This is a genomic window from Saccharopolyspora rosea, assembly GCF_025643595.1.
Classification (GTDB): Bacteria; Actinomycetota; Actinomycetes; order Mycobacteriales; family Pseudonocardiaceae; genus Saccharopolyspora; species Saccharopolyspora rosea.
In genome coordinates, this window is record NZ_CP102826.1 from 5,391,455 (window position 1) to 5,413,906 (window position 22,452).

Annotated in this window: 20 protein-coding genes; 5 read left to right on the forward strand and 15 right to left on the reverse strand. The window is 72.8% G+C overall.

Features of this window, described 5'->3' with window-relative positions; genetic code table 11:
* Window positions 1-147: 147 nt before the first annotated feature.
* From NV263_RS24975 to NV263_RS25000, 6 genes are all read right to left on the reverse strand, one after another.
* The gene (locus NV263_RS24975) at window positions 148-3,525 is read right to left on the reverse strand and encodes a pyruvate carboxylase (protein ID WP_263249062.1); all 3,378 of its coding nucleotides are present in this window, start codon (window positions 3,523-3,525) and stop codon (window positions 148-150) included.
* A gap of 342 nt (window positions 3,526-3,867) precedes the next feature.
* A complete protein-coding gene (gene recG / locus NV263_RS24980) occupies window positions 3,868-6,093 on the reverse strand; it encodes an ATP-dependent DNA helicase RecG (protein ID WP_263249063.1) in 2,226 nt (741 codons plus the stop codon).
* Window positions 6,094-6,134: 41 nt separating this feature from the next.
* Window positions 6,135-6,599 carry a hypothetical protein gene (locus NV263_RS24985; RefSeq protein ID WP_263249064.1) on the reverse strand — a complete coding sequence of 155 codons (465 nt, stop codon included), beginning with the start codon at window positions 6,597-6,599 and terminating at the stop codon, window positions 6,135-6,137.
* An 80-nt stretch (window positions 6,600-6,679) separates the two neighbouring features.
* Window positions 6,680-7,648: a DUF1648 domain-containing protein gene (locus NV263_RS24990; protein ID WP_263249065.1), complete on the reverse strand. Its 969-nt coding sequence runs from the start codon at window positions 7,646-7,648 to the stop codon at window positions 6,680-6,682.
* Complete coding sequence (locus NV263_RS24995; protein WP_263249066.1) at window positions 7,645-8,004, reverse strand: GntR family transcriptional regulator; 360 nt, start codon at window positions 8,002-8,004, stop codon at window positions 7,645-7,647. The genes NV263_RS24990 and NV263_RS24995 overlap by 4 nt, the downstream gene beginning before the upstream one ends.
* 28 nt (window positions 8,005-8,032) lie before the next feature.
* A complete protein-coding gene (locus tag NV263_RS25000; protein WP_380758245.1) occupies window positions 8,033-9,586 on the reverse strand; it encodes a DAK2 domain-containing protein in 1,554 nt (517 codons plus the stop codon).
* Window positions 9,587-9,872: 286 nt separating this feature from the next.
* Here NV263_RS25000 and rpmB point away from each other — a divergent pair, with 286 nt between their 5' ends.
* Window positions 9,873-10,064: a 50S ribosomal protein L28 gene (gene rpmB / locus NV263_RS25005; RefSeq protein ID WP_263249068.1), complete on the forward strand. Its 192-nt coding sequence runs from the start codon at window positions 9,873-9,875 to the stop codon at window positions 10,062-10,064.
* Window positions 10,065-10,172: 108 nt separating this feature from the next.
* Here the strand turns inward: rpmB and NV263_RS25010 are convergent, their stop codons facing one another.
* Window positions 10,173-10,688, reverse strand: coding sequence for an Rv1733c family protein (locus NV263_RS25010; protein WP_263249069.1), 516 nt, complete (start codon window positions 10,686-10,688; stop codon window positions 10,173-10,175).
* A 153-nt stretch (window positions 10,689-10,841) separates the two neighbouring features.
* A complete protein-coding gene (locus tag NV263_RS25015) occupies window positions 10,842-11,516 on the reverse strand; it encodes a uracil-DNA glycosylase (RefSeq protein WP_263249070.1) in 675 nt (224 codons plus the stop codon).
* A 368-nt stretch (window positions 11,517-11,884) separates the two neighbouring features.
* Here NV263_RS25015 and NV263_RS25020 point away from each other — a divergent pair, with 368 nt between their 5' ends.
* Window positions 11,885-13,222: an MFS transporter gene (locus NV263_RS25020; RefSeq protein WP_263249071.1), complete on the forward strand. Its 1,338-nt coding sequence runs from the start codon at window positions 11,885-11,887 to the stop codon at window positions 13,220-13,222.
* A 30-nt stretch (window positions 13,223-13,252) separates the two neighbouring features.
* Here NV263_RS25020 and NV263_RS25025 read toward each other — a convergent pair whose 3' ends face one another.
* Window positions 13,253-14,218: a thiamine-phosphate kinase gene (locus tag NV263_RS25025; protein ID WP_263249072.1), complete on the reverse strand. Its 966-nt coding sequence runs from the start codon at window positions 14,216-14,218 to the stop codon at window positions 13,253-13,255.
* A 97-nt stretch (window positions 14,219-14,315) separates the two neighbouring features.
* On the opposite strand from NV263_RS25025, the gene NV263_RS25030 reads away from it, so the two are divergent.
* Window positions 14,316-14,549 carry an Lrp/AsnC ligand binding domain-containing protein gene (locus NV263_RS25030; RefSeq protein ID WP_263254358.1) on the forward strand — a complete coding sequence of 78 codons (234 nt, stop codon included), beginning with the start codon at window positions 14,316-14,318 and terminating at the stop codon, window positions 14,547-14,549.
* 85 nt (window positions 14,550-14,634) lie between these two features.
* The gene (locus NV263_RS25035) at window positions 14,635-15,213 is read left to right on the forward strand and encodes a DUF3515 domain-containing protein (RefSeq protein ID WP_263249073.1); all 579 of its coding nucleotides are present in this window, start codon (window positions 14,635-14,637) and stop codon (window positions 15,211-15,213) included.
* A gap of 8 nt (window positions 15,214-15,221) precedes the next feature.
* Here NV263_RS25035 and NV263_RS25040 read toward each other — a convergent pair whose 3' ends face one another.
* Together NV263_RS25040 and pdxR are read right to left on the reverse strand one after the other, a co-directional pair.
* Window positions 15,222-16,313, reverse strand: a complete 1,092-nt coding sequence (locus NV263_RS25040) for a D-alanine--D-alanine ligase family protein (protein ID WP_263249074.1) — start codon at window positions 16,311-16,313, stop codon at window positions 15,222-15,224.
* Between the two features lie 36 nt (window positions 16,314-16,349).
* Window positions 16,350-17,759: a MocR-like pyridoxine biosynthesis transcription factor PdxR gene (gene pdxR, locus NV263_RS25045; protein ID WP_263249075.1), complete on the reverse strand. Its 1,410-nt coding sequence runs from the start codon at window positions 17,757-17,759 to the stop codon at window positions 16,350-16,352.
* Between the two features lie 59 nt (window positions 17,760-17,818).
* On the opposite strand from pdxR, the gene NV263_RS25050 reads away from it, so the two are divergent.
* Window positions 17,819-18,472 carry a pyridoxamine 5'-phosphate oxidase family protein gene (locus NV263_RS25050; RefSeq protein ID WP_263249076.1) on the forward strand — a complete coding sequence of 218 codons (654 nt, stop codon included), beginning with the start codon at window positions 17,819-17,821 and terminating at the stop codon, window positions 18,470-18,472.
* Window positions 18,473-18,763: 291 nt separating this feature from the next.
* On the opposite strand, the gene NV263_RS25055 is transcribed toward NV263_RS25050, so the two are convergent.
* The 4 genes from NV263_RS25055 to NV263_RS25070 form a co-directional block, all read right to left on the reverse strand.
* Window positions 18,764-19,240 carry a cysteine dioxygenase gene (locus NV263_RS25055; RefSeq protein ID WP_263249077.1) on the reverse strand — a complete coding sequence of 159 codons (477 nt, stop codon included), beginning with the start codon at window positions 19,238-19,240 and terminating at the stop codon, window positions 18,764-18,766.
* A 258-nt stretch (window positions 19,241-19,498) separates the two neighbouring features.
* Window positions 19,499-20,590, reverse strand: coding sequence for a cystathionine gamma-lyase (locus NV263_RS25060; protein WP_263254360.1), 1,092 nt, complete (start codon window positions 20,588-20,590; stop codon window positions 19,499-19,501).
* 9 nt (window positions 20,591-20,599) lie between these two features.
* Complete coding sequence (locus NV263_RS25065) at window positions 20,600-21,607, reverse strand: NAD(P)H-dependent glycerol-3-phosphate dehydrogenase (RefSeq protein WP_263249078.1); 1,008 nt, start codon at window positions 21,605-21,607, stop codon at window positions 20,600-20,602.
* Entirely contained in the window at window positions 21,594-22,367 is a 774-nt protein-coding gene (locus NV263_RS25070; protein ID WP_263249079.1) for a lysophospholipid acyltransferase family protein, read from the reverse strand. Before NV263_RS25070 ends, NV263_RS25065 begins: the two co-directional genes overlap by 14 nt.
* Window positions 22,368-22,452 lie beyond the last annotated feature (85 nt).

The window sequence follows — 22,452 nt, forward strand, 5'->3', positions numbered from 1 at the left end:
AAGAAGCTACACGGACCTGCGAGAACGTTCGACGTGATGAAAGACACGTCAGTTTTTCACCGACTACCCCAGCAGGGCCGACTCCGCGACCGGAAACAACGCGTCGCGGACCCCGACGACGGGGCCCGCGACGCGGAGGTCGAGGTCTCAGGCGAGTTCGATGATCAAGTCACCGCCCTCGACCTGCTGGACGCCGCCGATCGCGACGCGCTTGACCTGGCCGCCCTGCGGGGCGGTGATCGCGGCCTCCATCTTCATCGCCTCGATGGTGGCGATGGTCTGCCCGGACTCGACGACGTCTCCCTCCCCGACCGACAGCGTGACCACGCCGGCGAACGGCGCGGGCACGTGGCCCGGGTTGGACCGGTCGGCCTTCTCCGCGATCGGCAGGTCCGAGGCCGCCGACCGGTCGCGCACCTGGATCGGCCGCAGCTGCCCGTTCAGCACGGCCATCACGGTGCGGATGCCGCGCTCGTCCGGCTCGCTGATGGCCTCCAGGCCGATCAGCAGCCGCACGCCGGGCTCCAGGTCCACCGAGTACTCCTCCCCCGGGCGCAGCCCGTAGAAGAAGTCCTTGCTGCGCAGCAGCGAGGTGTCGCCGAAGGCGTCGCGGTGTTCGGTGAACTCCTTGGTGGGCTTGGGGAACAGCAACCTGTTCAACGTGGACCGCCGGTCCTCCCGCAACCCCTGCACGTCCTCTTCGGACAGTTGCGCGACCTGCCGGGTCGCGGTGCGGCCCTGCAGCGCCCGGGAGCGGAACGGCTCGGGCCAGCCCGCGGGCGGCTCGCCCAACTCCCCTTGCAGGAAGCCGATGACCGAGTCGGGGATGTCGAACCGGCGCGGGTCGGCCTCGAAGTCGGCCGGCTCCACCCCGGCACCGACCAGGTGCAGCGCCAGGTCTCCGACGACCTTCGACGACGGGGTCACCTTGACCAGGCGGCCGAGGATCCGGTCGGCCGCGGCGTACATCGCCTCGATCTCCTCGAACTTGTCGCCGAGTCCGAGCGCGACCGCCTGGGTGCGCAGGTTGGACAGCTGGCCGCCGGGGATCTCGTGCCGGTACACGCGGCCGGTCGGCGAAGCCAGCCCGGCCTCGAACGGCTGGTAGACCTTGCGCACGGCCTCCCAGTACGGCTCCAGGTCGCACACCGCCCGCAGGTCCAGCCCGGTGGCGCGGTCGGTGTGGTCGGTGGCGGCGACCACCGAGGACAGCGCGGGCTGCGAGGTGGTTCCGGCCATCGACGCGGCGGCGCCGTCCACCGCGTCCACACCGGACTGGACCGCCGCCAGGTAGGTGGCCAGCTGTCCGCCCGGGGTGTCGTGGGTGTGCAGGTGCACCGGCAGGTCGAACTCCTGCCGCAGCGCGGTGACCAGCTTCGCCGCGGCCGGCGGCCGCAGCAGTCCCGCCATGTCCTTGATGGCCAGCACGTGCGCCCCGGCTTCCACGATCTGCTCGGCCAGGCGCAGGTAGTAGTCCAATGTGTACAGCTTCTCGTCCGGATCGGACAGATCGGCGGTGTAGCACAGCGCCACCTCGGCGACCGACTTGCCGGTGGCGCGGACCGCCTCGATCGCCGGGCGCATCTGCTCGACGTCGTTGAGCGCGTCGAAGATCCGGAAGATGTCGATGCCGGTGTCGGTGGCCTCCTGCACGAAGTGCTCGGTCACCTCGGTCGGGTAAGGCGTGTAGCCGACGGTGTTCCGGCCGCGCAGCAGCATCTGCAGGCAGATGTTCGGCACTGCCGCGCGCAGCGCGGCCAGCCGCTCCCAGGGGTCCTCGGCGAGGAAGCGCAGCGCCACGTCGTAGGTCGCGCCGCCCCAGCACTCCAGGGACAGCAGTTCGGGCGTCATGCGCGCCACGTGCGGTGCCACCGCGAGCAGGTCGCGGGTGCGCACCCGGGTGGCCAGCAGCGACTGGTGGGCGTCCCGGAAGGTGGTGTCGGTGACGCCCACCGCCGGGTTCTCCCGCAACCAGCGGGCGAATCCCTCCGGGCCGAGTTCGGTGAGCTTCTGCTTGGACCCGGCGGGCGGCTCGACCGAGGTGTCCAGCGCGGGCAGCTTGTGCACCGGGTCGGGCGTGGCGGGCCGCTCGCCGTTCGGGCGGTTGACGGTCACGTCCGCCAGGTAGTTCAGCAGCTTGGTGCCGCGGTCGGCGGAGTGCCGGGCGGTGAGCAGGTGCGGCCGCTCGTCGATGAAGGACGTGGTGACCCGTCCTGCGGCGAAGTCCGGGTCGTCGAGGACCGCCTGGAGGAACGGGATGTTCGTGGCCACGCCGCGGATGCGGAACTCGGCGACGGCGCGCCGCGCGCGGGCCACCGCGGTCGGGAAGTCCCGCCCGCGGCAGGACAACTTGACCAGCATCGAGTCGAAGTGCGCGCTGACGCTGGTCCCGGCGAACGCGGTGCCGCCGTCGAGCCGGATGCCCGCGCCGCCCGGCGAGCGGTAGGCGCTGATCATGCCGGTGTCCGGGCGGAACCCGTTGGCCGGGTCCTCGGTGGTGATCCGGCACTGCAGCGCGGCGCCGCGCAGCCGGACGGAGTCCTGGGTCATGCCCAGTTCCGAAAGCGTCTCCCCGGCGGCGATGCGCAGCTGGGACTGGACGAGGTCGGCGTCGGTGACCTCCTCGGTGACGGTGTGCTCGACCTGGATGCGCGGGTTCATCTCGATGAACACGTGCCGCCCCCGCTCGTCGACGAGGAACTCGACGGTCCCCGCGTTGACGTAGCCGATCTTGCGGGCGAAGGCGACCGCGTCGGCGCAGATGCGCTCCCGCAGCTCGGGGTCGAGGTTGGGTGCCGGGGCCAGCTCGATGACCTTCTGGTGGCGCCGCTGCACCGAGCAGTCCCGCTCGTAGAGGTGGATGACGTCGCCCGCGCCGTCGGCGAGGATCTGCACCTCGATGTGCCGCGGGTTGACCACGGCCTGTTCGAGGAACACCGTCGGGTCGCCGAACGCGGACTCGGCCTCGCGCATGGCCGCCTCCAGCGCCTCGCGCAGCGCGGGGAGCTGGTCGACGCGGCGCATGCCGCGCCCGCCGCCGCCGGCGACGGCCTTGACGAACACCGGGAAGGTCATCTCCTCGGCGGCCGCGAGCAGTTCGTCGACGTCGCTGGAGGGAGCCGAGGAGTCCAGCACCGGCACCCCGGCCTCCCGGGCGGCGGCGACCGCGGTGGCCTTGTTGCCGGTCATCTGCAGGATCTGGTGGGACGGCCCGACGAACGTGATCCCGGCGCGCTCGCACGCCTCGGCCAGGTCCGGGTTCTCGGACAGGAACCCGTAGCCGGGGTAGATCGCGTCCGCTCCGGCCTTGCGCGCCGCGCCGATGATCTCGTCGACGGACAGGTAGGCCCGGACCGGGTGGCCAGGTTCGCCGATCTCGTATGACTCGTCGGCTTTCAACCGGTGCAGCGAGTTGCGGTCTTCGTGCGGGAACACGGCGACGGTGCCCGCACCGAGTTCGTACGCGGCGCGGAACGCGCGGATCGCGATCTCGCCCCGGTTGGCGACGAGAACCTTGCGGAACATGCCGGCTACCTCCTGGACAGGCGTCGGTCGGTGCCAGTGACGGGTGTCGGTTGGTGCCGAAACACTACCGTGAAAATTCCGCCGACCGGGAGAACCTCCCGAGTGACGGGACTTTCAGTATGCCCTCTGACCTGGGGAAACATCTGCCCGCACAAGTGGACTCGACGCGAAAAATTTGCCGAATTTTCTTCGCAAGAAACTATCGGGACCTGCTTCGGGCAGTACGTTCGTACGGAATCGGACCGACCATTCGGTCTGCGCCACAGAACGTGCGGACAAGATCACAACAGCGTCAGGTGAAACGGATCACACCGCGAATTCACACCACCGCTCGGGCGGCGGTCAGCTCTTCTCCAGGTACTCCGCGCGCTCGGCGTCGACGACCTCGGCGACCATGCGCGCCAGGCCGGGGTGCCGGCGAAGCTCCGGATCGTCGGTGACGAACCGGTCCGCCTCCTCGCGGGCGGCGGCGATCACGTCCTCGTCGCGCAGCAGCGACAGCATCCGCAGCCCGGACTTGCGGCCGGACTGGGCGGCGCCCAGGATGTCGCCCTCGCGGCGCAGTTCCAGGTCCAACCGGGCCAGTTCGAAACCGTCGGTGGTGGAGGCCACCGCCTCCATCCGCTCCCGCGTGGTGGTCCTGGCGACCGCCTCGGTCACCAGCAGGCACAGCCCCGGCGCGCTGCCCCGGCCGACGCGGCCCCGCAGCTGGTGCAGCTGGCTGACGCCGAACCGGTCGGCATCCATGATCACCATGACCGTGGCGTTGGGCACGTCGACACCGACCTCGACGACCGTGGTCGCCACCAGCACGTCCAGCTCCCCGGCGGCGAAGGCGCGCATGACCGCCTCCTTGTCGTCGGCGGGCAGGCGGCCGTGCAGCACGCCCAGCCGCAGATCCGCCAGCGGCCCGGCCGCCAGCTGCTCGGCGACCTCCAGCACGGCCACCGGCGGACGCCGCTGGCCGCCGCCCTCGTCCGGCGGCGATTCCTCGGTACCGTCGTCCACTTCGGACTTCCGGGACTTCTTGCCGCCGGAGTTCTCCTCGTCATCGCCGATGCGCGGGCACACCACGTACACCTGGTGCCCGGCGGCGACCTCCTCGTGGATGCGCGCCCACGCGCGGTCCAGCCACGCCGGTTTCTCCGCGACCGGCACGACGCTGGTGCTGATCGGCGACCGCCCGCGCGGGAGCTCCCGCAGCGCCGAGGTCTCCAGGTCGCCGTAGACGGTCATGGCGACCGTGCGCGGGATCGGCGTCGCGGTCATCACGAGCACGTGCGGGGAGGTGTCGTCCCCAGCCCGCGCCCGCAGCGCGTCCCGCTGCTCGACGCCGAAGCGGTGCTGTTCGTCGACCACGACCAGTCCGAGATCGGCGAACGACACCCGGTCCTGGATCAGCGCGTGCGTGCCCACCACGATCCCGGCCTCGCCGGAAGCCGCCTGGAGCATCGCCTTCTTGCGCTGCGCCGCGCCGAGCGAGCCGGTCAGCAGCGTGACCCGAGTGGCCTGCTCGGCACCGCCGAGCTCCCCGGCCCGGCCGAGCTCGCCGAGCAGTTCGGACAGCGAGCGGGCGTGCTGGGCGGCCAGCACTTCGGTCGGCGCGAGCATCGCGGCCTGCCTGCCGGAGTCCACCACCTGCAACATCGCGCGCAACGCCACGATCGTCTTGCCGCTGCCGACCTCGCCCTGCACCAGGCGGTTCATCGGGTGCTCGTCGGCCAGGTCGACGGCGATCTGCTCGCCGACCTCCCGCTGCCCGGCGGTCAGCTCGAACGGAAGCCGCTCGTCGAACGCCGCCAGCACGCCGTCGTCGCGCCGCGGGCACGCCGGTGCCGGGTGCGTCTTCGCCGAGCCGCGCAGCTGCGCCAACGCCAGCTGCACCGCCAGCGCCTCGTCCCACTTCAGCCGCTCCTGCGCGGTGCGCACCTCGCCGAAGTCGCCCGGCTGGTGGATGCGCCGCAACGCCGACTCCAGGTCGGCCAGACCGGCGCGCTCGCGCAGGTCCGCGGGCAGCGGGTCGTCGGTGCCGTCCCACACGTCCAGCACCTGCCGCACGCAGCGCGCGATCGACCACGACGGCAGCCCCTGGGCCGCCGGGTACACCGGGATGAGCGCACCGGCGAACTCCTCGGCGGCCGAACCCACGTCCTGGCCGTCGTCGGTGAACAACTGGTACTCCGGGTGCGCCAGTTGCAGCTGGCCGCGGAAGGCGGTGACCTTGCCCGCGAACATGCCGCGCCGACCGGGGACCAGCTCCCGCTCCCGCCACGCCTGGTTGAAGAACGTGCAGATCAGCGAGCGGTGCCCGTCGGTGATCCGGGCCTCCACGATCGTGCCCCGCCGCGACTTCATGGTGCGCTTGGCGACCCGCTCCACCTTGGCGAGCACCGTCGCGTGCTCGCCGATCTCCAGGCCCGCGATCGCGGTCAGCTCGCCGCGTTCGGCGTAGCGGCGCGGGTAGTGCCGCAGCAGGTCGCCCACCGTGGACAGGCCGAGCGCCGAGTCGAGCGCCTTGGCGGTCTTCGCGCCCAGCACCCGGTCGAGCTTCGCGTCCAATGTGGTCACGTGCCGTCCTCCCGCGGGGTTCTCCTGCGCCGCACCACGGATTATCGCCGAGGCACCGACAGCTCGGTCCACCGCCGCCCGGCCCGCCGCCACGTCACGAACGCGGCGACGGCGCAGCACACCAGGACCCAGCCCTGCCCGTCCAGCGACCCGGCGCTCCGGAAATCGGTCGCGTCGAGGTTGGCCAGCACCGTGATCACGACCTCACCCGCCACCACGACCCCGGTCGCCGCCAGCAGCACCGCGGTCCACACCCAGCGGCGCTCGGTCCGGGCGCGGAGCCCGAACCAGCCCCAGAACGCGGCCACCACCAGCCAGCACAGCAGCCGGGAGGCCACGAAGTCCCGCAGGTCGGCGGAGTCCTGCGGGTGGTCGGTGAAGTCCCAGTCGACGGCGATGGGCTCGGGCAGCCGGGACCGCAGCACCGCGGGCACACCGACCACCAGTGCCGCGACCGCGGCCGCCCACCCGCTGACGTACACCAGGTACCGGCTGCGGAAGCTCACGGGGAACGCTCCAGGGGACGGACTCGACGACCGCCGTCGACGGTAGCCCGCCGCCCCGGCCCGGGTGTGCCCAACCCCACTCACTCCCCGCCGGTGGCGGAGCGCTCCGCGGCGAACGCGTCGGCCAGTTCCGCACCGCGCTCCGGGTGATCGACGCTGATGACGAAGTCGCGGCCGGAGGTGAGGTGCAGCACCAGGCACTCGCCGCCGCGCAACATGACCGCCGTGCGGTCCGGGCGGACGCGGTAGCCCCACCCGCCGACTTCCCACGGACGGTGGACCTCCGCCCGCGCGCCGCGGATGCGTTCGGTCGGGATGTGCCGCGTCGGCCAGCGCTGCGGGCCGAACGCGATGCGCACGCCCCGCTCGTCCACCGCCACCCGCACCGAGCACATCGCCAGGCACACCAGGCCCACCAGCACCCCGACCCAAGCCGCAGGCAGGGTCCGGCCACCGACCAGCGCGGACAGCGCGGCGACGGCCACCGCCACCACGCCGATCACGCCCAGCACGCGGCTGGCGGCGGTGGACACCCACACCGCGCGCTGTCCGGGAGGAACCCGCATCGGCGAACCACCCACCGCCGCGGGGCCGACGGCGTCCGGCCCCCGGTTCGCCGCGAACCAGCCGAGCTGGCCGACCACCGCGGCGCCGACCAGCACCAGGGCGACCTCCCAGCGCACCGGCCGCGCCAGCGCCCACCCCGGCACGTCGAGGTTCGCCCGGACCGACAGCGCGGCGAGGCCGAGCACGAACACCGCACCGCCGGACAGCACCGCGACGGCCGACGCGCGCCGGACGCGCGAGTCGATCCCGCCGCGCCGCAGCGTCGCCGCGCTCACCGCGACGACCAGCAGCCAGAGCGCGAGGTGGACGACCAGGACGACCTGGAGCGGCAGGGCGCCGTCGGGCTGCCCGCCGAGGCCCCAGTGGGACGCGATCGGGTCGGGCAACCGGTCCCGGAAGGCCAGCGGCACGGCCACCGACGCGGTTCCCACGAGCACCGCCCACACACCCAGGACCAGCAGGAACAACCGCCGGAACGTCATCGCGCCTCCCCGCTCAGCTCCTCGATCCACGCCGCGACGTCCGCCGCCCGGTACCCGTGGCGGTTCGCCTCCGCCAGCAGCTCGCGCAGCTTGTCCCGCAATCCGGCCCGGGGGTCGGGGCGGCGCAGCACGGTGACGCCGCGACCGCGCCGGAACTCCAGCAGTCCCTCGTCGCGCAGCTGCCGCAACGCCCGGAGCACGGTGTTGGCGTTGATCCGCATGGCGTCGGCCAGGTCGCGCGCGGGCGGCAACCGGTCCCCCGGCGCCACGTCGCCCTCGGCGACGGCGCGACGCAGCGCGTCGGCCGCCTGCTCGTGCAGCGGCCGCTCGTCGTTCAGGTCCAGCGCCAGCAACATGGTGCCAATGACACTAGCACCATTCGTGTCATTCGAGCCCGAAGAGCACCAGAGCGCCGAGATCGCCGCCGGGGTACCAGGCGAACTCGACCTCGGGGTGGCTGCGGCGGAGGTGTTCGGCGAGCAGGTCCGGCAATCCGGCGGGCGCATCCGCGTGGACCAGCGCGGTGACCAGCTCGCCTCCCGTGGTGAGCATCCGCTCGGCCAGCTCCCGCGCGGCCGCGGCGACCTCGTCGCCGATGAGCACCACCTCGCCGTCGACGAGGCCGAGCACGTCACCGGGACTGCAGCGGCCGACCCAGGTCAGGGCCTCGGCGTCGGCGACGCGCAGCTCCCCGCGCCGGGTCGCGGCGGCGGCTTCGGCCATCGCGACCTGGTCGTCGGCGCGGCGCCGCCCGGGGTCGTGCACGGCCAGCGCGGCGAGCCCCTGCACCGGCGAGGCCGTCGGCACCACCACGACCTCCTGCCCGTCGCGCAGCGCCGCCTCGGCGGCCTGCTCGACGACCGCCGCGGCGGCGTCGCCGTTGGGCAGCACCACGACGTGACCGGCACCGGTGGCGACGATCGCGTCGCGCAGCTCACCGGCGGTCGGCGACGGCCCGGTGCGCAGCACGTCCGCGCCCTCCGCGGCGAACAGCTCGCCGAGCGCGTCGGACGACGCGCAGGCGAGCACCGCCCGCTCGCGCGGGAACGCGCGGTCCTGGTCGGCGAACCGGGTCACCTCGATCCGGCGCACCCGCCCGGTCTCGATGCCCGCCTCGATCGCCCCGCCGATGTCGTCGCAGTGCACGTGCACCGCCCACGCCCCCGCGCCGTCCCCGACGACCGACACGCAGTCCCCGAGTCCGGACAGCACCTCGCGCAGCCGCGCGACCCCGTCCGGAGCGGCCTGCGACAACAGGTACATGACCTCGTAGTCGAACTCCGACTCGTGCTGCGGCCCGTCGGCGCCACCGGGCTCCGGCGCGTCGGGCGCGAGCCGTTCGCCATCGCAGACGACCGCGTGCAGCGCGTCGAGCACGACGACCAGACCCCGGCCGCCCGCGTCCACGACGCCCGCGGCGGACAGCGCCCGCAGCTGCGCCGTCGTCCCGCGCAGCGCATCGACCGCGGCCCGGGTCGCACCCCGGACCACCACGTCGAGCCGTTCGGAGTCGGGGCAGCTCGCCGCGGCGCGCAGCACCGACAGCAGCGTCCCCTCGGCGGGCTCGCTGACCGCCCGGGCCGCGAGGTCGTGGGCGTGCCCGAGCGCGGCGCGCAGGTGGCGCCCGTCGGCGCGGACGACGTCCCGCAACTGCTCGGCCACGCCGCGCAGGGCCTGCGACAGCAGCACCCCCGAGTTGCCCCGAGCGCCGCCGAGCGCCCCCTTGGCCAGCGCCTCCAGGACCCCGCCGAGCGTGTCCGGGTCGGCGGCGTCCAGGGCCTCGACCGCCGCGCGCATGGTCTGCACCAGGTTCGTGCCGGTGTCGCCGTCGGCGACGGGGAACACGTTGATCCGGTCGATCGCATCGCGTTCGGCTACCAGCGCCGCCACGGCCAGGTCCGCCCACCGGCGGGCCGCCGCCGCGTCCAGCGTCCGCAACAAGGGGGCCTCCCGGGTCACCTAGGACGGGTCCGCCCGAGACTAGTCCGCGTCGACCAGCCGCTACGGCCCCCGGCACCCGGGGGTTCGCAGCTGGTGGGCTACACTGATCCGGTCCCGGGTGGCGATGACCCAGGGCGACCGGGTCCCCCGGGCTCAATGCCGCCGGAACGGCGGTGAACAGCAAGCGCAGTCACCCCTGGGTGGCAAGACCTCCACGCGAGTGGGCGTCGCTTGCGTGGCTCTCATCGCTGTAACCGTCAATGCAAAGTAAGGGGTGTCTGACGTGGCTGCCGTCTGCGACGTCTGCGGCAAGGGACCAGGCTTCGGCAACTCGGTCTCGCACTCCCACCGGAAGACCAGGCGCCGGTGGAACCCGAACATCCAGACCGTGCACGCCAAGTTCGGTCTTTCGCAGCGCAAGCGCATGAACGTGTGCACGTCCTGCCTGAAGTCCGGCAAGGTCGTGCGCGGCTGAGCGCGCACACGTGAACCCCGGGGTCGCACGGCCCCGGGGTTTTTCATGCCCGGAAACCTGCCCTTCGGTGCGTCGCGGCTCGAACGCGGGGGGCTGGCGGGCAGGCGCTCATGGTGCGTGGTTGCGCCACTGCGGTCCGACTTCCTCCCACTCGGCGGCCCATGCCGCGAGGCGTCTGCGCACGACGACCCAGCGGGCGAGGGCGAACAGCAGCAGCGTGCCGACCGCGGAACCGACGAGCACCCCGGCGCCCGCGATGCCCGCGGCCTGGGTGGCCTCACCCGGGGTCATCGGCGGGGCGACGAGCCGCCCCCGCTGGTCGAGCCACACCGGCACGGTGCCGTTGGGCGGCGTGCGCGACGGGACGTCGACGACCGCGAAGTGCTCGTCGGGCGGCTGGCCCCAGCGGACCGCGACCGACCGGGTGGCGGTCCCCTCACCGCTGACCTGCGCCACCACCGACGCCTGCACCTGGTGCCGGGTGGACTGCTCGACCTGGACCTGCCCCATCCGGTCCCGCAGCTCGGACTGCGCGGTGCCCACCGCGAACACCACGGTGACCACGCCGACGAGCACGATGATCAACAGCGCGACCGGCTCGAACCAGTCGGTCGGTCGCCGCATCGGATTCGCACCGGGCCACACCCTGCGGACGAGACACCGCAGGGGGGTGCAGTTCCGGCCGGCCCTCATCACGAGCCTTCTTCCGCCCCGAGTGCATGTTCCGGCAAGGCCCAATGTACGACCGGCCGCGGGCGAAATCCACAGGCCGCCGGACTACGGCAGCTTCCAGTCGATCGGCGCGGCACCGGCACGCTCCAGCAGCTCGTTGGCCCGGCTGAACGGCCGCGAGCCGAAGAACCCGCGGTCGGCCGACATCGGGCTGGGGTGCGGGGATTCGACGCACTGCACCCCGGGCATGAGCGGCCGCAGGTCGCGCGCGTCGCGCCCCCACAGGATCGCCACCATCGGCTCGTCGCGGGCGGCCAGCGCCCGGATCGCCTGGGCGGTGACCTCCTCCCAACCCTTGCCGCGGTGCGAGGCGGGTTTGCCGGGGCGGACCGTGAGGGCCCGGTTGAGCAGCAGCACGCCGCGCTCGGTCCAGGGGGTGAGGTCACCGCTGGACGGCGTCGGGTGGCCGAGGTCCTCGGTGTACTCGCGGAAGATGTTGACCAGGCTGCGCGGCGGCGCCACGTCGGGCGCCACGGAGAAGCTGAGGCCCACCGGGTGACCGGGCGTGGGATACGGGTCCTGGCCGACGATGAGCACCCGCACGTCGTGGAACGGCTGCTGGAACGCGCGCAGGACGTGGTCGGGCGCGGGCAGGTACCTGCGGCCGGCCGCGACCTCCTCGCGCAGGAACTCGCCCATCGAAGAGATCCGGTCGGCGACCGGTTCGAGGGCTTTCGCCCACCCGGCCTCCACGAGCTCGTGCAGGGGACGTGCGGCCATGGCCGAACACGATATCGAGCCCGCTGATCACCCGGCCGGCGCCCCCGCGATCACGTCACGGAACGGTCACGTAAGCGACGTCACACACGTTCGAAGTAACACCCGCCGAGCGCGCATCACGTCCCGTCACCGGGCGTCCAGCGGGTCGCCATTTGCGCCCGTCACCCGGCCAATTCGAGCGGTGAATCCGTTGCACCCGATGCGGACGCAGCGTCGCGCCCCCGGTGATCTTTTCCATAAAGCGATGACCAACGGAATGGACACAACCGCCGTTTTTGGTGGTCTGGTGCTGGGCGCTGGGCTAGGTTTGCGCGGGTATTCGCTCGTGACGACCACGCCCGTGAACTCCGGAGGTGGGCCGCAATCCCATGACTTCGCAGGAAAGAACCGGAACATCACTTGAGGAGCGGTCACTGCTGCGTCGGGCGATCGCCGCGGCGGCGGTCGGCAACTGCACCGAGTGGTACGACTTCGGCGTCTACGCCTACGTCGCCTCCTACGTCGGCGCGAAGTTCTTCCCCAGCGACGACCCCGCGGTGCAGACGCTGTCCGCGTTCGGGGTGTTCGCGATCTCGTTCCTGCTCCGGCCGCTCGGGAGCTTCTTCTTCGGGCCCCTCGGCGACCGCATCGGACGGCAGAAGGTCCTGGCCGTCACGATCCTGCTGATGGCGGGCTCGACCTTCGTCATCGGCCTGCTGCCCGAATACGGCAAGATCGGTGTCGCTGCCCCGGTGCTGTTCCTGCTCTGCCGCATGGTGCAGGGCTTCTCCACCGGCGGTGAATACGGCGGCGCGGCGACCTACATCGCGGAGTTCGCGCCGACCCGGCACCGCGGGTTCTACGGCAGCTTCCTGGAATTCGGCACGCTCGTCGGGTTCGCATTGGGCGCCTCGGTGCCGACCGTTCTCATCCTGACGCTGCCGGACCAGGCGATGACGGACTGGGGCTGGCGAATTCCGTTCCTGGTCGCCGGGCCGCTCGGCGCGATCGGGCTGTACCTGAGGCGGAAGTTGGAGGACACCCCGGCGTTCAAGAACCTGGAGGCGACGCACAACGTCGCGAAGTCGCCGCTGAAGACGTTGGTGCAGCAACAATGGCGCCAGCTGCTGATCCTGATGGGGATCGTGATCGTGATCAACATCGCGAACTACACGATCCTGACCTACATGGAGACCTATCTCCAGCAGACGCTGCACATCCCGAAGACGACCGCGCTGCTGCCGCTGATCGGCGTCATCGTGATCATGCTGGTGCTCATCACGCCGGTCGGGGCGCTGTCCGACCGCATCGGGCGCAAGCCGGTGTTCATCTCCGCGTGCGTCTGCCTGATCGTGCTGCCGATCCCGGCGTTCATGCTCATCGCCCAGGGCCACACGATCACCACGCTGCTGGGCCTGGCGCTGCTGGGCATCGGGCACGTGCAGCTGATCGGGCCGCTGGCGGCCACGCTGCCCGCGCTGTTCCCGACCAAGGTCCGCTACGCGGCGTTCTGCATCGGCTACAACATCTCGACCTCGCTGTTCGGCGGCACCGCGCCGCTGGTCAACGAGTCGGTGGTGCAGTCGACCGGGAACTCCTTCTTCCCCGCCTACTACGTGATGGGGGCCGCGGTGATCTCGCTGATCCCGGTGCTGCTGATGAAGGAGACCGCGCGACGGCCGCTGAGCGACGACATGCCGCCGACCACCAGCGCGTCGACGGCGTGAGCCGCGGGGCGCCCGGTGCGCCGGGCGCCCTCAGCGCCAGTGTTCCCAGCCCGACGGTCCCGCGTAGGCGTCGCCGTCGACGGTGACGCCTTCGCCCTCGACGACCGCGCCGATCGGGCGCCACCCCTCGGGCAGCGGACGCCCCTGCGGGAACGTCGCGACCAGCGCCTGGTCCTCGCCCCCGGTGAGCACCCAGTGCCGGGCGTCCGCGCCCAGCGCCGAGGCGACCTCGGTCAGCCGCTGCGGCACCTCGACGAGCTCGGTGCGCACGTCGACGGCCACCCCGGACGCGGCCGCGATGTGCCCGAGGTCGGCGAGCAGCCCGTCGGAGGTGTCCACCATGGACGTCGCCCCGGCCACCGCCGCCTGCGGTCCCGCCTCGTACGGCGGTTCCGGCACCCGGTGCGCGCCGACCACCGCGACCGGCGAGCGGAAACCGCGGCCGAGCACCGCCAATCCGGCGGCCGACCAGCCCAGCCGTCCGGCGACGGCGACCACGTCACCGGGCCGGGCGCCGGACCGGGTCACCGGCTCGCGGCCCTGCAGGTCGCCGAGCGCCGTGACCGAGATCGTCAGTGACGTCGCCGACACCATGTCGCCGCCGACCACGCTGATCCCCACCCGCTGTGCTTCTTCCCACATGCCGGCCGCGAGCTCGTCGACCACGGTCGTCGGCAGGTCCGGGGAGCACCCGAGACCCACGAGCAGCCCCGTCGGGACCGCGCCCATCGCGGCGATGTCGGAGAGGTTCACCGCGACCGCCTTGCGCCCCACCTGGTGCGGTGTGGACCAGTCGAAACGGAAGTGGACCTGCTCGACCAGCACGTCCGTGGTGGCCACCACGCGCCCGTCCGGCGCGGCCAGCACAGCGGCGTCGTCCCCCGGCCCGAGCAGGGTGCCCGGTGACTGCGCGCGCCCGGAAGTAACCCGGTTGATGAGACCGAACTCACCCACCTGGGAAATGGTCTGTGCGTCCTGTGACGAATCCGGACCCAACTGAGACCTTCCTTCCTGGAGCACGTGCTCGCGACGATGGGGTAGCTTGCTGCCAGTTTCCTACCCCGAGCGCGGGGCCGAGACGAAGGGGCACGCCGTGGTTCAGGCTTACATCCTCATCCAGACCGAGGTCGGCAAGGCCGCCGCCGTCGCCGCCGAGATCGCCGGGTCCCCGGGCATCATCAGCGCCGAGGACGTCACCGGTCCCTACGACGTGATCGTGCGCGCCGAGGCCGAGAACGTGGACCTGCTCGGCAAGATGGTCGTCGCCCGCATCCAGAACGTCGAGGGCATCACCCGCACCCTCACCTGTCCCGTGGTGCACCTGTGACCGAGCGGGCGGGGCCGCACCGCGCGGACTCCGCCCGACCAGGGCGGTGCGAAGACCGGCCGCCGCCCGTGTTGTAGTGGACGACGTGGTTCGGCAATCAGCGTCCGGGGTGCCCCGACCGGTGTTGATCGCGGCGATCACGCTCGGAGTTCTCCTGGCGGTCGCGGTCGCCGGGATCGGCGTGTACGCGAAGATCAGCGACAGCAGGCAGCGCGCCGCCGTCGAGGCCGCCGAGCAGGCCCGGCGCACCGGGCCGCTCCCGTTGGCCCCGGTCCCCGCGCCGAAGGCGGGCTCCCCGGAGTGCGCCGCGGTGCTCGCCGCGCTGCCGCGCGAGCTCACCGTCCACCACGACCGCGTGCCGCGCCGCCCGCTCGCCGAGCCGGTGCCGCCGGCGAGCGTCGCCTGGGGCGACGCCGGGCACGATCCGGCGACGGTGCGCTGCGGCATGGACGCCCCGGCCGAGCTGACGCCGACCTCCCAGCTGCTCGACGTCTCCGGGGTGAGCTGGCTGCGGATCGACCAGGGCGGCGACACCAGCTGGCTCGCCGTGGACCGCCCGGTCTACGTGGCGCTGACGGTGCCCGCCGACGCCGGTACCGGCCCCCTCCAGGACCTCTCCGACGTCCTCGGCCGAACCCTGCCGAAGAAACCGGTCTTCGGCTGAGCCGGCGCTCAGCGCAGGCCGGTACCGCGGGCGAGGGCGGTCTCGACGAGGGTGGTGAGCAGCGTCGGGTAGTCGATGCCGGTGTGCTCCCACATCCGCGGGTACAGCGAGATCGCGGTGAACCCGGGCATCGTGTTGACCTCGTTGAGGATCGGCTCGCCCTCGGGGGTGAGGAAGAAGTCGACCCGGGCCAGTCCCTGGCAGTCCAGGGCGCGGAAGGCGCGCACCGCCATGTCGCGCAACCGCTCGATCGCGTCGTCGCCGATCTTGGCCGGGATGTCGAACTCGGTGACGTCGTCGAGGTACTTGGACTCGTAGTCGTACCAGTCGCTCTCACCGGTCACGCGGAGTTCGGCGGGCAACGACGCCTCGATCCGCCCGTCCGGGAACTCCAGCACGCCGCACTCGACCTCGCGACCGGTGATCGCGGCCTCGACGATCACCTTGGGATCGGTGCGCCGCGCCTCGGCGATCGCCGCGTCCAGGTCGGCCCAGTCGGTGACCTTGGTGATGCCCACCGACGAACCGGCGCGCATCGGCTTGACGAACACCGGCAGCCCCAGCCGTTCCCGGGCCTGGTCGTCCAGTGTGGACCGATCGCGGCGCAAGATCTCGTACCGCCCGACCGAAAGCCCTTCGGCGGCAAGCAGTTTCTTGGTGTACTCCTTGTCCATCGACACCGCGCTGGCCAGCACCCCGGGCCCGACGTAGGGGACGTCGGCCATCTCCAGCAGCCCCTGGATGGTGCCGTCCTCGCCGAAGGCGCCGTGCAGCACCGGGAAGACCACGTCCACCGACGACAGGACCTCACCGCCGCGGCCGGGTTCGAGCAGCACCAGTTCGCGGCGGGTGGCGTCTCCGGGCAGCACGACGGCGTCGCCGCCGGTGACCTCCGGGACCTCGCGGTCGTGGATCGCCAGCTGCTCCGGATCACCGGTGCCCAGCACCCAGGCGCCCTCCCGGGTGATGCCGACCGGCACGATCTCGAAGCGTTCGGTGTCCAGGTGCGCGAGCACGCTCCCCGCGGAGAGGCACGAGATGCCGTGTTCGGTGCTGCGCCCGCCGAAGACGACCGCCACCCGGGTCTTGCGCTGTGTCATGCGCCGGACGATACCTGGCGCGTCGGGAGCCGCCGTTCACCTGCCACCGCACGATCGGGCCACGAGCGGCAGTGCTCGGACCAGGTCGTCGCGCGAACACGCGGCGTAGCCGAGGGCCAGCCCGAACCAGCGCTGCGGTCCGGCGTGGTGCCGCCGCAGTCCGTCCAGGACCAAGCCGTGCTCGCGTCCCGCGTCCACGACCCGCCGCTCGGTGTCGGCGTCCGGCAGCGGCAGCACCACGTGCGCGCCCGCCTGGTCGCCGAACACCTCGATGCCCGCGGCGCCCAGCCGTTCCACGACGAGGGCTCGGCGCTGGGACAGTTCCCGGCGCAGTCGGCGCAGGTGCCTGCCCAGGTCGCCGTGCCGGGCGAGTTCGACGAGGACCCGCTGCCCCGCCGGGGCCGGACTGGTGCCGGAACGCGCGCGGTGCTCCAGCACGGCGGCCGAGACCTCGCGGGGCGCGAGCATCCAGCCCACGCCGAGCGTCGGGGTGAGGATCTTGCTGGTCGTGCCCAGGTGCACCACGACGTCGGGGGCCAGCGACGCCAGCACCGGCAGCGGCGCGACGTCGTAGCGCAGCTCGCCGTCGTAGTCGTCCTCGACGATCAGCCAGCCCTCGGCGCGGGCCCGCTCGACCAGCGCGATCCGGCGTTCCGCGGGCAGCCGCCCGCCGATCGGGTACTGGTGCGCGGGAGAGCAGTAGACCGCCTGCACCCCGCGCGGCACGTCCTCGACGACGAGACCGGCGTGGTCGACCGGCGCCGGCACCACCCGCATCCCCGCCGTCCGCAGCGCCCCCACCGCGCGCTGGTAGCCCGGCTCCTCCACGGCGACCGAGGCACCGCGCGGCAGCACCGCGAACGCCAGCTCCGCCACCGCCGAGGTCGTGCCGCCGGTGGCGAGCACGTTGTCGACGCCGAGACCGCCGACGACCAGCCCGCGGTGGCGCAACAGGTGTTCCACGACGGCCTCGCGGTACTCGGCCAGCCCGGGCCGCGCCGGGGTGTCGTCCGGCGGGGCGTCGGCCGCCGCGCGCCACGCGCGGCGCCAGGCCGCCCGGTCGATGCCCTCCGCCCACGGCACACCGGGCGTGAGGACCACGGCGGACTCCTCGCTCGGCTGCTCGGCGCGCTCGGCGGCGGCCACCGGAGTCCGCGTGCCGGGCGGGCGGGTGGTCACGTAGGTGCCCGAACCGTGGCGGCCGACGATCCAGCCCTCGGCGTGCAGCTGCTCGTAGGCGGCGGCGGTCACGGTGCGGCTGACGGCCAGGTGGCGCGCGAGCACGCGGGTCGACGGCAAGCGGTCGCCGTCGCGCAGCTGGCCGACCGTGGCCGCGTGCCGCAGCGCGTCGGCGAGCTGCGCGGCGAGCGGACGAGCGTCCTCGCGGTCGAGTTCGACGGCGAGCTCCAGCAGCGGGGAGCTGGCCCCCGGTACCGCGTGTGGCATTTCGAAATTCTCCTCGATTGGCACTTCGATGATGCCACTTGTCGGACGATCCTGGTCCGGTGACCCTCTCTCCCACCGAACGGTCCACGATCCGCCGCGGTGCCGCCCGAGCGCGCACCGACCGGGCCGACCTGCACGCGATCCTCGACGCCGGTCTGGTCTGCCACCTGGGCGTGCAGATCGACGGCTCACCGCGCGTGCTGCCGACCGCCTACGGGCGCGACGGCGACACGCTGTACGCGCACGGCTCGACCGGTGCCCGGAGCCTCCGGGAAGCCGCCGAGGAGCCGGCGGTCTGCGTGGCGGTGACGCTGGTCGACGGGATCGTCTACGCCCGGTCGCTGTTCCACCACTCGGTCAACTACCGCTCGGCGGTGATCCACGCCCGGGCCCGCGCGGTCACCGATCCGGACGAGACCTGGCGGGCGCTCCAGGTGATCACCGACCACCTCGCGCCCGGCTCGTGGGAGCACGCGCGGCACCCGAACCGCAAGGAGCTGGCGGCGACCGCGGTGATCGCGGTGGACCTGGGCGAGGCGTCGGTGAAGGTCCGCGACGGCGGCGCCGTCGACGAACCCGAGGACGTCGAGGCCGCGACCGCCTGGGCGGGGGTGCTGCCGCTGCGGTGGTCGTGGGGCGAGCCCGAACCCGCGCCGGACCTGCCGCCCGGCGCCGAGGTCCCGCGGCACGTGCGCGGCCGGGGCGTGCGCTGACACCGCGACCCCGGTCCACCCGTCGCCGGCGAGCCGGCCGCTGGGTGCGCTCCTGACCCGACGAGGACCCCGCCCGAACGCCGACGTCGCGGGCCCGGGGTCTGCCGCGGCGTCCCGACGGGTCAGCCCGCCATCGACCGATCGGACACGATGTCGCGGGACAGCGGTGCGACCACGTCGAGAACCCCGCGCACCGCGTGCTCATGCGTCCTCCCGTGAGCTCGGCTGGGAACCACCGGAGAGGACACCGCGCGACCTTTTCGGCCGCGGCAGCGCGCGGTTACGGGCTCGCTACGCCTCGCGCACACCGCGCAGCCCGTCGACCGGGTCGTGCTCGTAGGTCGTCATGCGGGTTCTGCCGGGGCGGTAGACGTGGATGCTGACCGCCGGGTCGGGGCCGTCGTTGTGCACCTGGTGCACGTAGTTCGGGCCGAACACGCGGGACTGGCCCGCGACGACGGTGTGCAGCACCTCGGAGTTCCGGTGCTGGATGACGCGCTCCGTCAACGTCCCGGAGACCACGGTGAAGGCGCCGGTGGCGCCGCCGTGGTCGTGCAGATCGGTGTGCTGGCCGGGCAGCCAGCTCAGCAGCCACACCTCCTGCCCGTCGGTGCGGTCCAGCAGTTCGCTGAACCGCTGCTGCGGGTCGTAGCGCAGCAGGTGCGCCCACGAGGTGCGGTCGGCGGCGAGCTCGCGGGCGACGCGCACCGGATGGGCCAGGGACAGGTCGGCGGGCGCGGCCACGGTGTTCTCGGGAACGGCAAACACTTCGGGAAGTCCTTCGCGGATGTGCGGTCGTGCCGACGGGTCCGGCGCACGCCGACCCGTCAGCGATGACAGGGATCGATCAGCACGAAGGACACAGACAGAGCGCGCTGGCGACCCGGCGCAGGTCGATGTGACCCCGCCGGTCGGTCATGGCGCGCAACAACATGCCGCGAACTGAACCAGCAACGGCGCGGGTCCGTCAACCCGAACGGACCCGCGCACCGCGGATCTCACACCGTCGAGCACCGGAACCGGATCTCAGCCCAGCGCCTGGAGCACATCGGCCACGAGGTCCTCGGAGTCCTCACAACCCGCCGAGAACCGCACGAACCCCTCGGGCACCGGATCGCCCCACTGGGCGCGCCGGTCGACGGTGCTGTGCAGCCCGCCGAAACTCGTCGCCGCGACCACCAGGCGGCTGCGGCGCACGAACTCCTCGACCGCCGCGGCGTCGGCGAGTTCGAACCGGAACACCCCGCCCCAGCGGCGCATCTGGCGCCGCGCGAGGTCGTGCGCCGGGTCGTCCGGCGTACCGGGCCAGCGCAGCCCGCGCACCGCCGGGTGGTCGCGCAGCGCCGCCACCAGCGCGGCGGCGTTGTCCGCCTGGCGGCTCAGCCGCAGGTCCAGCGTCCCCAGGCTGCGGTGCACCAACCACGTCTCGAACGGTCCGGGGATGGCCCCGGACAGCGTGCGAGCGCGCACGAGCCGTTCGGCCAGGTCGGCGTCGCGGACCGAGACGTGCCCCATCAACAGGTCGCTGTGCCCGGACAACGCCTTGGTGTCGCTGGCGATCACGATGTCCGCGCCGAGTTCCAGCGGGCGCTGGCCCAACGGCGTGGCGGTGGTGTTGTCGACGGCCAGCAGCGCGCCCGCGGCGTGGGCGCGCTCGGCGAGCGCGGCGATGTCGCACACGTCGAGACCGGGGTTCGACGGGGTTTCCAGCAGCACCAGGCGAACTCCGTCGAACACGCCGTCGTCCCACGGGCCGGGCGTGGGGATCTCGCGGACGTCCAGCCGCAGTTCGGCGAGTTCGTCGTGCACGAGCTGGCGGGTCGCGTAGTAGCCGTCGGAGGGCAGCACGAGCGCGTCGCCGACGCGCAGCACCGCGCGCAGCAGCGTGCTGGTGGCGGCCATCCCGGACGGCAGCAGCACGCAGTGGCCGCCGTCCAGGTCGCCGATCGCCGATTCCAGCGCGCGCCAGGTGGGATTGCCCGCGCGGCCGTAGAAATCCCCGTCCGCCCCGAGGTGGTAGGGCGCGGCGAACACCGGGCCGGGCAGCAGCGGAGTGCCGCCGGCCGGTTCGGGATGTCCGCCGTGCACGCACCGGGTGCCGTCACCGAACAACGCGATTCCTCCCCGTCATTCCGGCTTGCGTTCCCTGCCCAGCAGCTCGGCCGCGGCCGGAGCCGGGGACAGCTCCTCGTGGCACACCCGGTGCACCACGTCCGTGATGGGCATCTCGACGCCGTGGCGGGCGGCGAGCTGGCGGATCGAGGAGCACGACTTGACGCCTTCGGCGACCTGGCCGTGCGCCGCCTCCTGCGCCTGCGCGAGGGTCTCGCCGCGTCCCAGCCGCTCCCCGAACGTCCGGTTCCGCGACAACGGCGACATGCAGGTCGCGACCATGTCCCCCAGCCCGGCCAGGCCGGCGAACGTCATCGGCTCGGCGCCCAGCGCCACGCCGAGCCGGGTGGTCTCGGCGAGCCCGCGGGTGATCAGCGAGGACGCCGTGTTGTGCCCGTAGCCGAGCCCCACGGCCATGCCGCACGCCAGCGCGATCACGTTCTTGCACGCACCGGCCACCTCGATGCCGACCATGTCTGTGTTGGTGTAGGGCCGGAAGTAGGACGTGGAGCAGGCGTGCTGCAACGCGACGGCGCGGTCGTGGTCGCGGCACGCGACGACCGTCGCGGTCGGCTGTTCGGCGGCGATCTCCTTGGCCAGGTTCGGACCGGACACCACCGCCACCCGGTCCATCGGCACGTCCGCGACTTCGCCGACGACCTCGCTCATCCGCTTGAGGGTGCTCAGTTCCACCCCCTTGGCCAGGCTCACCAGCGTCGCGTCCGGCGGCAGCACCGGTTGCCAGCCGGCCAGGTTCTCGCGCAGCGTCTGGCTGGGCACGGCGAGCACCACCGCGCTCGCGCCGTGCACCGCCTCGACCGGGTCGTCGGTCGCGCGCAGCCGCTCGGGCAGCGCGATGCCCGGCAGGTAGTCCGGGTTGCGGCCGGATTCGTTGATCACACCGGCGATTTCGGCGCGGCGCGCCCACAGGACCACTTCGTTGCCCGCGTCGGCGAGCACCTTCGCGAAGGTGGTGCCCCAGGATCCGGCGCCGAGCACCGCGATCCGCTCAGGCCGCGCCATCGGTCCCCCGGGAGCGCGCCGAGGAGTAGAACTCGGCGGGCGGCTGCTCGCCGCGGATCTCGCCGAGCAGCTCCCGCACCCGTCCCATGATCAGATGCGTGACGTCGCGCAGCGCCTGGGGGTCGTTCTCCCCGCCGCGGTGGGCCGAAACGTCCAGCGGCTCGCCGAACTTCACGGTCACCCGCTTGCGCGGGAAGGGCCGGAACCGCTTGTTGTAGTGGTCGTAGATCTCGCGGGTTCCCCAGCGGGCGGCGGGGATCACCGGCACGTCCTCGGCCAGCGCCAGCCGCGCGACGCCGACCTTCGGGATCATCGGCCAGCCCTGCGGATCCTTGGTGATGGTGCCGTCCGGGTAGATCACCAGGACCTTGCCGCGCTCCAGCGCCCGGTGCGCCTCGCGCAGGCTCTTCTTCGCGTCCGAGGTGCCGCGGTAGACCGGGATCTGGTCGACGCCGACGAGCACGTTGCGGAACACCGGGACGTTCCACAGCGTGTGCTTGGCCAGGAAGCGCGGGATCCGCCCCGCGCGGTGCACGGTCACCGCGTCGTAGACCGGGTCCAGGTGCGAGACGTGGTTGAACACCACCAGCGCGGGGCCCTCGGCGGGGATGTTCTCCAGTCCGATCACGCGGGCGCGGGCCAGCGCGCCGGACAGCGGGTAGAACACCGCGCGCGCCAGGCCGAGCCAGAACTTGCCCGAGCCCTGCGCCTTCTCGGCGGTCGCCTTCCGGGCGCGCCGGAGGCTCTTCGGTTCCGCCACGGCACCTCCTCATTCGGTCGCGAGCGCCAGTCAAGGTACCTGCCGCACGGCTCGCCGGAACGCCCGGACCGCCCGCGCTACGTTT